The sequence below is a fragment of the Comamonas guangdongensis genome (assembly GCF_041079535.1).
Classification (GTDB): domain Bacteria; phylum Pseudomonadota; class Gammaproteobacteria; order Burkholderiales; family Burkholderiaceae_C; genus Comamonas; species Comamonas guangdongensis.
Genome location: NZ_JBFYGN010000014.1, coordinates 15,567 through 26,429, shown reverse-complemented (window position 1 = coordinate 26,429; position 10,863 = coordinate 15,567). Strand labels below are relative to the sequence as shown.

The following is a 10,863-nucleotide window of genomic DNA, read 5'->3' as shown; positions in this document are numbered from 1 at the left end:
TCGAAAGCGTTCCCGTATCTTTGCCGATTGTGCCGCAAGCTATCAAATCAAAAGCAATCAGGCCAGCGCCTGCATCGCAGCGCGCCACAGGCTGCCCGCATGCGAGATGACGAACAGCAGCAGGCCGATGGCGCCGCCCACCAGCGTGCCGTTGATGCGTATGTACTGCAGGTCCTTGCCGATATGCGCCTCGACCAGTGCGGCAAGCTGCTGTGCATCCCAGCGCCTGACGGTGTCGGCGATATGCTGGCCTATGAACTGCGAGACATCGGGCGCCAGCGCCGTGGCCCAGCGCTTGAGCCTCTCGTTCATGGAACTGCGCAGCGCCTCGTCGTGCGCCAGCGACTGCCCCAGCCAGCGCCCCATGGCCGTGGTGCGGCGCGCAATGGTCGAGTGCTCGTCGGCCAGGTCCCGCTCCAGCCGGGCGCGCCAGCCCAGCCACAGCTCGCGCAGATAGGCGGCCAGCTTTTCGTCGTGCAGCAGATAGTGGCGCAGCTTTTCCATGCGCTGGCCATAGGCCGGGTCGCTCTGCAGGCCTTCGATCAGGCGCTGGATGGAGGCATCGAAGGCTTCGCGCAGGCGGTGGTCGGGGTTGTGCACGATGTCCTGCAGCAGGCTGTCCAGCGCGCTCGCAATCATGCCGGCCCCCTTCTCGCCCAGCCAGTCCGTGGGCAGCATTTTTTCCTTGATCGGGTGCTCGCGCTTGAGCCAGGCCACGATGGTGTGGGCCATCAGCACATGGGTCTGCTCGTTGCGCAGCACGCGGCTGACGCGCACCAGCACATCGTCCAGCACTTCCTGATGGCGACCTCCCGCCGTCAGGCCCGAGAGCAGCGATGCCGCGGTGCGCGAGAGGTCCACATGGGCCAGCAAGGCCTTGAGGGACTGGGTGAGGAATTTCTCCACCTGGCTGTCCTGCACCATCTCCAGCGCGGCCAACGCCAGCCGCGCCACCTGCCTGCCCAGCAGCGTGCTGTTGGCCGGCGTGCTCAGCCAGTCGCTGAGCGCCTGGGCCGGGTTGTTGCGCTCGATCAGCGCCACCAGGGACGGCGCATCCAGAAATCGGTCACGCACAAAGACGGCCAGGTTCTGGCCGATGCGGTCCTTGTTGCGCGGAATGATGGCCGTGTGCCGCCCCACCAACGGCAGCGGCAGATGCCGGAACAGGGCCGAGACCGCGAACCAGTCGGCCAGCGCGCCCACCATGGCGGCCTCGCAGATGCTGCGCAGACACACCAGCCACAGCGGCACCTCCTGCCCCGCGATTCCCCAGCGCGAGCCGGCCAGCGCCGTGGCGACAAACCCGGCGGCCACCACCAGCAGCAGAATCAGCGGCAGGCGCTTGGCCTGCTGCAGAGACAGACGTTGTTCTTGCGTGAGCATGAGCCCCAGCATAGGCGAGGCCGGCCGGCGCGCCAATAACGCCGACCCCGATCCGCTCCTGCCCGCACTTAGTCCAGACCGGGGCAGGCTTTTGCAATTGCACCGAAAATGGCGGCCTTTGCATTCCCACAATCCCGAAAAACCATGACCGACGCCATTCGCCCCGAACTGCCCGACCACCTGTCCATCGACCCGCGCAGCCCCCACCATGTGGCCGCAGTCTTCGAGCACGACATCGGCATCCGCTTCAACGGCAAGGAGCGCTTCGACGTGGAGGAATACTGCGTGAGCGAAGGCTGGGTCAAGGTGCCCGCCGGCAAGACCCTGGACCGCAAGGGCAAGCCCCTGCTGATCAAGATCAAGGGCACGGTCGAAGCGTATTACCGTTGACCCCCTGAGGCGCTTTGCGCCTTCCCCCCGAGGGGGACGGCAGCCTCGCTGCGGGGCGGCGGGGCCGCCTAGGCCCTTGCTCGCTGCCTCCGGCCTGGGCCGCGCACGGTTCACGAGTCAGCTATCAAATAAAAGAGCTGCCTGCACTTTCTACATATGATTTTCAATGGAAAAACACCTTGAAACTCTTGTATATCAAGCGCAAGAAGCTCTTTTTTAATGAGCATCCATTTGTTTGCAGGTCACAGCGCTCAAAACCGGCGCGCCCCAAAGCGAGGGACACCGAGCAAGGGCCGTCCCGCAGCGACGGTGTCGTCCCCCTCCCCTAGCGCGCAGCGCGTAGAGAGAGGGGGAAGCGGCAAAGCCGCTCAGGGAATGGTCAACGCTTCGGCCGGACCGAAGAACTCGTAATGCACCTGGGCCTCGGGCACGCCCAGCTCGCGCAGCGACTGCTTGACGTTGCGCATAAAGCCGCGTGGGCCCAGGAAGTAGACATCGGCATCGCGCGACTCGGGCAGCCACTCGGCCAGTCGGTCGGTGCTCAGCAGGCCTTGGGCATCGACCTCATCGCTGGCGGCCGCCTGGTCGTAGCAATAGCGGCGCGTGAGCTGACCATGGGTCTGTGCCAGCGCATCGATCTTCTCGCGGAAAGCATGGACGCCGCGATCGCGCGCGCAGTGGATGAAGGTGATCTCGCGCCCCGTGGGCAGCGCGGCCTGCAGCATGGGCAGCGTGGGCGTGATGCCGACGCCGCCGCTGATCAGCACCAGGGGCTTGCTGCTGTCCTGCAGCGTGAAGTGGCCGGCCGGCGGGAACAGCTGCAGCGTATCGCCGACCTGGACCTGGTCGTGCAGGAAGTTGGACACCTTGCCGCCGGGCTCGCGCTTGACGCTGATGCGCAGGCTGCGGCCGTTGGCCGCCGCCGACAGCGAGTAGTTGCGGCGCTGCTCCACGCCATCGACCATCACGTGCAGGCCGATGTACTGGCCCGGCAGATGGGCGATGACCTTGCCGCCGTCGAGAGGCAGCAGATGGAAGGAGGTGATCTCGGCGCTTTCCTGCACCTTCTGCTCGACCCGGAACGCACGCTCGCCGCGCCAGCCGCCTTCGGCCGCGGCGGTCTGCTCGTACACGCTGCGCTCGGCGGCGATCAGGATGTCGGCCAGCTGCTGGTAGGCCGCGGCCCAGGCAGCTATCACCTCGTCGGTAGCGATCTCGGCGCCCAGCACCTCGCGGATGGCGCGCAGCAGGCAGGCCCCGACTATGGGGTAATGCTCGGCCTGCACCTGCAGCGCCACATGCTTGTTGATGATCTGGGCCGGCAGATTGCCGAGGTTTTCCAGGCGGTCGATGTTCTTGGCATACATCAGCACGCTATGGGCCAGGGCGCGCGGCTGGGCACCGCTTTGCTGGTGGGCCTGGTTGAACAGCGGGCGCACCTCGGGGTACTCGCCCAGCATGGTCTTGTAGAAATGCGTGATCAGCGCCTCGCCGCCGGTCTCGAGCAGCGGTACGGTGGCCTTGACGATCTCGCGTTGACGTTCGGTAAGCATGGAATCTCCTGGTTGCCGCCTTGCCAGCTGCAAGGCTTGAACTCGAAGAGGCAAATCGCATGCCAGGTTCACGACCCTTTCAAAACAAGGGCTTGGCAAGATGTGAGTCAATATGACATTCGTCAAAAGCAGTCTTATTGACTCAATTTGCTGTCGCTATGACAACATCCCATATTCTCAATGCCGTCATCCCCCTGGTCGCCGACCTGGCCCAGGACCTGAGCGAGCGCGAGCGCCTGCGCCGCCTGCTGGCCGCGCTGCGCAATCTGCTGCCCGCCGATGCCGTGGCGCTGCTGCGCCTGGAGGGCGAATGGCTGCGCCCCATGGCCATAGACGGGCTGGTTCCCGACACCCTGGGCCGGCGCTTTCGCCTGGCCGAGCACCCGCGCTTTGCCCAGCTGCTGGCCGCGGGCCAGGCCATGCGCTTTGCGCCCGACAGCCCCCTGCCCGACCCCTATGACGGGCTGGTCGCCCAGCATGGCCCGCTGCAGGTGCATGACTGCATGGGCTGCGTGCTGCAGCTGGGCGGCCTGCCCTGGGGCCTGCTGACGCTGGACGCGCTGGAGCCCGGCCGCTTTGCCGATCCGGCGTCGCTGGCCATGCTGCAGGCCTTCAGCAATCTGGCGGCGGCCACCGTCGCCACGGCCGAACGCGTGCACCAGCTGGCCCAGCTGGCGCGCGAAGCCGGCACGCAGGCCGGCCATGCGGCCGCGCCGCAGCGCGAGCTGCTGGGACAAAGCCCTGCGATGCGCCAGCTGCAGAGAGACATAGCCCTGGTGGCGGCCAGCGAGCTCAGCGTGCTCATCACCGGTGAAACCGGCACCGGCAAGGAGCTGGTGGCCCAGGCCGTGCATGCGCAGTCAGGCCGCAGCGAAAAACCGCTGGTCAGCATCAACTGCGCGGCCCTGCCCGACAACCTGGTGGAGAGCGAGCTTTTCGGCCATGTGCGCGGCGCCTTCACGGGAGCGCTGTCCGAGCGCAGCGGCAAGTTCGAGCAGGCCCACCAGGGCACGCTGTTTCTCGACGAGGTGGGCGAGCTGTCGCTGCCCGTGCAGGCCAAGCTGCTGCGCGTGCTGCAAAGCGGGCAGCTGCAGCGCCTGGGCTCGGACCGCGAGCACCATGTGGACGTGCGCGTGATCGCCGCCACCAACCGCGATCTGGCCGAGGAGGTGCGCGCCGGGCGCATGCGCGCCGACTTCTATCACCGCCTCAATGTCTATCCGCTGGCCGTGCCGTCGCTGCGCGAGCGCGACAGCGATGTGCTGCTGCTGGCCGGCTATTTTCTCGAGGAAAACCGCTCGCGTCTGCAACTGGGCGGCCTGCGCCTGGATGCCGCGGCCCAGTCGGCCCTGCTCACCCATGGCTGGCCCGGCAATGTGCGCGAGCTCGAACACCTGATCAGCCGCGCCGTGCTCAAGGCCCTGAGCCAGGGCGGCAGCGGCGCGCGCCCGCGCATGGTGACGCTGGGCGCCGACGATCTCTGGGATGCTGGAGTGCAACAAGCTGGCGCCGCAAGCGCGATGGCGGCCTCCATTGCCTTGCCCGGCGCTGTGGAACTGCCCGCGCCGCAAGCACCAGTTGCAGGCCTGCGCGAGGCCATAGCGGCCTATGAGCACGGCCTGGTCAGCGCCAGCCTCGCACGCCACCATGGCAGCTGGGCCGCTGCAGCCCGCGAGCTGCAGCTGGACCGAGCCAATCTGCAGCGCCTGGCCAAGCGGCTGGGCATACAGCGGTGACATAAAGCACCCCCTGAGCCGCAGCGCGGCTTCCCCCTCGCTCTACGCGCTGCGCGCTATGGGAGGGGGACGACACCTTCGGTGCGGGGCGGCCCTTCCTCGGTGTCTCTGAGTTGAGCTGCGCCAGTTTCAGAGGCTACGGATGGTGGTCAGCGCTATTTTGCTGAAACGATCACCGGCCTTGAACGGCCAACAGCTCGACGTCGAAATTCAGCGTGGCGTTGGGCGGAATCACGCGGCCTGCGCCGCGGCTGCCGTAGGCGATGGAAGGCGGGCAGGTGAGCTTGGCCTTGCCGCCGACCTTCATCTTCTGCAGGCCTTCGGTCCAGCAGGCAATCACGCCATTGAGCGGAAAGTCTATGGGCTGCTGGCGCGCATAAGAGCTGTCGAATTCCTTGCCCGATTCGGGGAAGTAGCCGCGGTAATGCACTTTCACCGTGTCCGTGGCCTTGGGGCTGGCGCCCGTGCCCTCGGTGATGCTCTCGTAGATCAGGCCGCTGGGCGTCGTCACCGGCTGCGCCGCCTGTGCGGACAGGCCCGAGATCAGGGCCGCAGCGGCCGCCAGGGCCCATGTGAATTTCTTCATGCTGGTTTCACTTTGTCAAATAGCCGTCCGCAGCCGGGGCCGCGACGGCGGGGTTATCGGGATGGGCCGGACGGCGGCACGCGCGACGCGGTCCAGGGCCAGCTCTCGCCCTGCTGGTTGACCGCATGGCCCTGCAACCGGCCGTCCCGGCCCAGCACGCCCGTGTACACGGCGTAGCTGTGGTTAAAGCGCAGTATGAGGTAGCGACCCTGGGCTTCCCAGCCATCGTTGTCGCTGGTCCTGTCGTGGGGATCGGTATTGGTCATCAGCCCGCCAGGATGCAGGCCGACCTCGAAGGAGCGCGCGCCTTCTCCCGCGTCATAGTCGAGCCGCCAACGACTGGCCTGGAACAGCTGGTCCGAGGCCGGCGGCGCGGGTGCAGGCTTGCGCGGCAGCACCGGCATCTGCTGGGCCTGTGCGGCACAGACCGAGGCGACCAAACACAGCCCCAGCATGGTGCTCAGAAGCGGCCGCATCCAGAGCCTAGGGCGGCCCCGCAGCGAAGACGTCGTCCCCCAGGGGGAAGCGGCGCAGCCGCTCAGGGGGGAGGCCGTCATACCGCCGGAGCAACGCCGATCTGGTCCAGGGCCTTGGCCAGGTGAGCCACGGAACGATCCGAATCGTGCCACTTTTCCAGGCCGAACAGGCCGATGCGGAAGCTCGAGAAATCGGGGCCTTCATCGCATTGCAGCGGCACGCCGGAAGCGGTCTGCAGCCCGACCTTGAGAAAAGCGCGGCTGCTCTGGATCTCGGGATCGGTGGTGTAGCTGACCACCACGCCGGGCGCCTTGAAGCCCTCGGCCGCCACGCTGGGGAAGCCGCGCGACTGCAGCAGCTCGCGCACCTTGCGGCCCAGCTCCATCTGCTCCTCGCGCACCTTGGCAAAGCCGTATTCGCGCGTCTCCAGCATCACGTCGCGCAGGCGCAGCAACGCATCGGTGGGCATGGTGGTGTGGTAGGCATGCTGGCCTTTTTCATAGCCCTCGGCGATCTGCATCCATTTCTTGAGGTCGCAGGAAAAGCTGGAGCTCTTGGTGTGCTCGATGGCCTCGCGGGCGCGGGCCGAGAGCATGACCATGGCGCAGCAGGGCGAGCCGCTCCAGCCTTTTTGCGGCGCCGAGATCAGCAGGTCCACGCCGGTCTTTTCCATGTCCACCCACATGGCGCCCGAGGCCACGCAGTCGAGCACGAACAGCGCGCCGACCTCGTGCGCGGCATCGGCCACGGTGCGCAGGTAGGCGTCGGGCAGCAGAATGCCGCTGGCCGTCTCCACATGCGGCGCAAACACCACCTTGGGCTTTTCGGCGCGTATGGTCGCGGCCACCTCTTCGGCCGGGCAAGGTGCCCAGGGGTCCTGGCTGCCCTTGCCCTGGCGGCGCGCCTTGCAGACCACCGAGCCGCCGCCGAGGCCGCCTTCGTCGAAGATCTGCGTCCAGCGGTAGCTGAACCAGCCGTTGCGCACGATCAGCACTTTTTCCCGGTTGGCGAACTGGCGCGCCACGGCCTCCATGCCGAAGGTGCCGCTGCCCGGCACCAGCACCGCGGTATGGGCGTGGTAGACCTCCTTGAGCACGCCCAGAATGTCCTGCATCACGCCTACGAATTTCTTGGACATGTGGTTGAGCGCTCTGTCGGTGTACACCACCGAGAATTCGAGCAGGCCATCGGGATCGACATCGGGCAAAAGTCCGGGCATGAAATATCTCCAGTCGCAGCGGTCATGGCCGCCAGAATCTATACCGGCGGCAAAGCCGCCGGACTGTGGGTTCGAGACTTTCAGCTTAGCATGAGCCTCGCTATCGCTGCGCGTATGGCTCGCATATCAAAAAGCGAGCAGCCAGCGCCTGCGGCCGGGCCCTTACCAGGTATCGACAAACCGGCCGCAGCCCTCGCGCAGCCGCGCGCCCGCCAGCCCATGCGCGAGCCAGGCGCGCGTCTCGGCGGGGTCGATCACGGCGTCAATCTCCAGCGTGGACGCCATGTGCATGGCCTCGCCGTGCGCGTACTGCTGGGCCAGCAGCTTGCGGAACAGCGCCTCGCGCTCGGCGCCTTCGGCCAGGGCCTCGAGCTCCTTGCGAAAACCCAGGCGCACCGCGCCTTCCAGGCCCATGGCGCCAAACTCGCCCGTGGGCCAGGCCACGTTGAAGATGGGCGCATGAAAGCTGCCCGCCGTCATGCCCATTGCGCCCAGGCCATAGCCCTTGCGCAGCACCACGCTGAAGTACGGCACGCGCAGCTTGGCGGCCGTGACGAACAGACGGCTGACATGGCGCACCTGGGCCGTCTTCTCGACCTCGGGGCCAACCATGAAGCCGGGCGTGTCGACCAGACTCACGATGGCAATGCCGTGCGCATTGCACAGCTGCATAAAGCGCGCGGCCTTGTCGGCGGCGTCGGCATCGATGGCGCCGCCCAGGTGGGCGGGGTTGTTGGCCATCAGCCCCACGGACCGGCCCTCGATGCGCGCCAGCGCCGTGTGTATGCCCGCGCCAAAGCCCGTGCGCAGCATGAGCAGGCTGCCCTCGTCCACCAGATGCGCCATGGCCGCGCGCGTGTCGTAGGCGCGCAGGCGGTTCTCGGGCACCACCTGGCGCAGCAGCCGCTGGTCGGGCGCGGTCCAGTCCGTGGTGCGGCCCTGGAAGAAGGAGAGGTAATGCCTGGCCGCGGCCACGGCTTCGGCCTCATCCTCGACCAGGATGTCGATCACGCCAGCGGCATGCTGCACGCCGCTGGGGCCGACCTGCTCGGGCTTGAAAACGCCCAGGCCGCCGCCCTCGATCATGGCCGGCCCGCCCATGCCTATGGTGCTGGAGCGCGTGGCGATGATGACGTCGCTGCAGCCCAGCAGCGCCGCATTGCCCGCAAAACAGCGCCCGTGCGCAATGCCCACCACGGGCACCTGACCCGACAGCGCAGCATAGGCCGCAAAGGTATGCACATGCAGGCCCGCGACCACGGGCGTGTCGGTATCGCCGGGGCGCCCGCCGCCGCCTTCGGCAAACAGCAGCACGGGCAGCTTCTGCTGCAGCGCAATGCCCAGCATGCGATCGGTCTTGGCATGGTTGCGCGCCCCCTGGGTGCCGGCCAGCACCGTGGCGTCGTAGGACATGACCACGGCACGCGCCTTCTCCTCGCCGAACTGCCGACCGTTGATGGAACCTATGCCGGTCACCATGCCGTCGGCCGGCGTGTTGGCCACCAGGTCTTCCATGCTGCGGCGGCGCGTCTGTGCGGCAATCGCCAGCGCGCCGTATTCGATGAAGCTGCCTGCATCGCAGAGGTCGGCGATGTTCTCGCGCGCGCTGCGCCCGCCCTGGGCATGGCGCTTGTCCATGGCCTCGGGCCGGGCCGCGTCCAGCGTGAATGCGTGGCGCTCGATCACGCGCTGCAGATCGGCACGTATATGGCCGGGGTCCAGATCCGGCTGCTCCAATCGCGCCTGGGCGGCATCGCCTGCGGCGGGCGTGAGCACCAGCAGCGGCTGGTCCTGCACCACATAGGCGCCGACCCCGGCCAGCAGGACCTGGACGGTACCGGCCTGCTGCGCCAGCAGCACATGCTCCATCTTCATGGCTTCGAGAATGCCCAGCTCCGCGCCTGCGGCCACCGTCTCGCCAGCCGCCACGCTCCACTGCACGACGCGCGCGGGCATGGGCGCCAGCACAGCATCTTCAGGAGCGGCTTGCGCTTGATCTATGGACGATCCAGACGCATTCACCCCTGAGTCCATATCGCAGCCAGCGCTTAAAGCTATCTTTTCGGAAGCATCAACCAGCTCGGGCAGCACCTGTTCCAGCCAGCGCGTATGCACGTTCTGGCCGCTCATCTCGGGGCGCCGGGACAGCGCTTGCAGCAGCGCCAGATTGGTGGCCAGGCCCGGGATGCGGCATTCGGCCAGCGCACGCTGCGAGCGGCGCAGCGCATCGGCAAAGCGCGGCGCGGGACTGTGGACTATGAGCTTGGCCAGCAGCGTGTCGTAGTGCGGCGAAGGACTGACGCCCTGCTGCGCGTGGGAATCGATGCGTATGCCCGGCCCCTGCGGCCAACGCAGAGCGCCGATGCGGCCGCTGCCGGGGCGCGCCCGGCCTTGGGCATCCAGCGTCTCGGCATTGATGCGCCACTGCAGCGCATAGCCGCGCGGCTGCAGCGGAACGTTGGCATCGAGCCCCAGCTCGCCCAGATGCTCGCCCGCAGCAATGCGGATCTGGGCCTGGACCAGGTCGACGCCGAAAACCTCCTCGGTGATGGTGTGCTCCACCTGCAGGCGCGGATTGGCCTCGATAAACACATAGGGCAAGGCGGCGGAGTTCAGGTCTACAAGGAACTCGAAAGTGCCCAGGCTTTCATAGCGGATACGGCCGGCCATGTGCTGCGCGTCGCGCGTGATGCGTTCGCGCAGCGCCTGCGGCAGGCTGGGGCTGGGCGCGATCTCCACCAGTTTCTGGAAGCGCCGCTGCAGCGTGCATTCGCGCTCGCCCAGGGCCACGGGCCATTCGCCGCCATCGCCCAGGATCTGCACCTCGATATGGCGCGCGCCCGTCATCAGCCGCTCCACATAGACGCCATCCACGCCGAACGCCGCACGCGCCTCGCCGCGGCAGCGCTCGTATGCAGCAGCCACCTCGCCCTCCTGCGTGACCGCACGCATGCCGCGCCCGCCGCCGCCGCCTATGGCCTTGATCATGATGCCGCTGGCGCCATCGGCCCGCTGCTGGGCAAGGAACTCCTGGGCCTGCACCAGCGTCACGGCCTCCTGGCTGCCGGGCATCAAGGGCACGCCGCATTGCTGCGCCAGCGCACGGGCTCTGGCCTTGTCGCCCAGCAGCGCCAGCTGTTCGGGCGTAGGGCCGATAAAGCGTAGCCCGGCTGCCGCGCAGGCGCGCGCAAAGTCTGCGTTCTCGCTCAGAAAGCCGTAGCCCGGGTGCAGCGCGTCGCAGCCGTGCTCGCGCGCAATCCGCAGCAGATGCGCGCCGTCCAGATAGGCGGCCGGACCGCTGGCGCCCAGGGCCACGGCCTCGTCGGCGGCCGCCACATGCGGCGCCTGGGCGTCGTCCTGCGCATACACGGCCAGGCTGGCAACACCCAGCTCCTGCAGGGCGCGAACAATACGCAGCGCAATCTCCCCGCGGTTCGCAATCAGTACTTTGTCAAACATAGGACTCTCTATTCAGGAGCGCATGGCGCTTGCTGCATCGGTGCCGGACGGCCATCAATC

Annotated in this window: 8 protein-coding genes; 2 read left to right on the top strand and 6 right to left on the bottom strand. The window is 67.4% G+C overall.

The features are described 5' to 3' along the window. Nucleotides 1-57: 57 nt before the first annotated feature. Complete coding sequence (locus tag AB6724_RS13195) at nt 58-1,383, bottom strand: DUF445 domain-containing protein (protein ID WP_369338987.1); 1,326 nt, start codon at nt 1,381-1,383, stop codon at nt 58-60. Between the two features lie 144 nt (nt 1,384-1,527). Here AB6724_RS13195 and AB6724_RS13190 point away from each other — a divergent pair, with 144 nt between their 5' ends. After that, nucleotides 1,528-1,773 (top strand): DUF3297 family protein, encoded by a 246-nt coding sequence (locus AB6724_RS13190; RefSeq protein ID WP_369338986.1) that lies wholly within the window; start codon nt 1,528-1,530, stop codon nt 1,771-1,773. 368 nt (nt 1,774-2,141) lie between these two features. On the opposite strand, the gene hmpA is transcribed toward AB6724_RS13190, so the two are convergent. After that, entirely contained in the window at nt 2,142-3,326 is a 1,185-nt protein-coding gene (gene hmpA, locus AB6724_RS13185; protein ID WP_369338985.1) for an NO-inducible flavohemoprotein, read from the bottom strand. Between the two features lie 158 nt (nt 3,327-3,484). Here hmpA and norR point away from each other — a divergent pair, with 158 nt between their 5' ends. After that, on the top strand, nt 3,485-5,062 hold the full coding sequence (norR, locus tag AB6724_RS13180) for a nitric oxide reductase transcriptional regulator NorR (RefSeq protein ID WP_369338984.1): 1,578 nt from the start codon (nt 3,485-3,487) through the stop codon (nt 5,060-5,062). 172 nt (nt 5,063-5,234) lie between these two features. Here the strand turns inward: norR and AB6724_RS13175 are convergent, their stop codons facing one another. The 4 genes from AB6724_RS13175 to AB6724_RS13160 all read right to left on the bottom strand — a co-directional run bounded on the left by AB6724_RS13175 (nt 5,235) and on the right by AB6724_RS13160 (nt 10,803). Next, on the bottom strand, nt 5,235-5,648 hold the full coding sequence (locus AB6724_RS13175; protein WP_369338983.1) for an FKBP-type peptidyl-prolyl cis-trans isomerase: 414 nt from the start codon (nt 5,646-5,648) through the stop codon (nt 5,235-5,237). Nucleotides 5,649-5,701: 53 nt separating this feature from the next. After that, a complete protein-coding gene (locus AB6724_RS13170; RefSeq protein WP_369338982.1) occupies nt 5,702-6,103 on the bottom strand; it encodes a hypothetical protein in 402 nt (133 codons plus the stop codon). A 98-nt stretch (nt 6,104-6,201) separates the two neighbouring features. Next, complete coding sequence (locus AB6724_RS13165; RefSeq protein ID WP_369338981.1) at nt 6,202-7,344, bottom strand: aminotransferase class V-fold PLP-dependent enzyme; 1,143 nt, start codon at nt 7,342-7,344, stop codon at nt 6,202-6,204. 162 nt (nt 7,345-7,506) lie between these two features. Beyond that, nucleotides 7,507-10,803, bottom strand: coding sequence for an acetyl-CoA carboxylase family protein (locus AB6724_RS13160; RefSeq protein ID WP_369338980.1), 3,297 nt, complete (start codon nt 10,801-10,803; stop codon nt 7,507-7,509). Nucleotides 10,804-10,863 lie beyond the last annotated feature (60 nt).

Bases quoted from the DNA above. Each gene is read 5' to 3' on its own strand.
- AB6724_RS13195 (WP_369338987.1), bottom strand. From the start codon at position 1,383: ATGCTCACGCAAGAACAACGTCTGTCTCTGCAGCAGGCCAAGCGCCTG.
- AB6724_RS13190 (WP_369338986.1), top strand. From the start codon at position 1,528: ATGACCGACGCCATTCGCCCCGAACTGCCCGACCACCTGTCCATCGAC.
- hmpA (WP_369338985.1), bottom strand. From the start codon at position 3,326: ATGCTTACCGAACGTCAACGCGAGATCGTCAAGGCCACCGTACCGCTG.
- norR (WP_369338984.1), top strand. From the start codon at position 3,485: ATGACAACATCCCATATTCTCAATGCCGTCATCCCCCTGGTCGCCGAC.
- AB6724_RS13175 (WP_369338983.1), bottom strand. From the start codon at position 5,648: ATGAAGAAATTCACATGGGCCCTGGCGGCCGCTGCGGCCCTGATCTCG.
- AB6724_RS13170 (WP_369338982.1), bottom strand. From the start codon at position 6,103: ATGCTGGGGCTGTGTTTGGTCGCCTCGGTCTGTGCCGCACAGGCCCAG.
- AB6724_RS13165 (WP_369338981.1), bottom strand. From the start codon at position 7,344: ATGCCCGGACTTTTGCCCGATGTCGATCCCGATGGCCTGCTCGAATTC.
- AB6724_RS13160 (WP_369338980.1), bottom strand. From the start codon at position 10,803: ATGTTTGACAAAGTACTGATTGCGAACCGCGGGGAGATTGCGCTGCGT.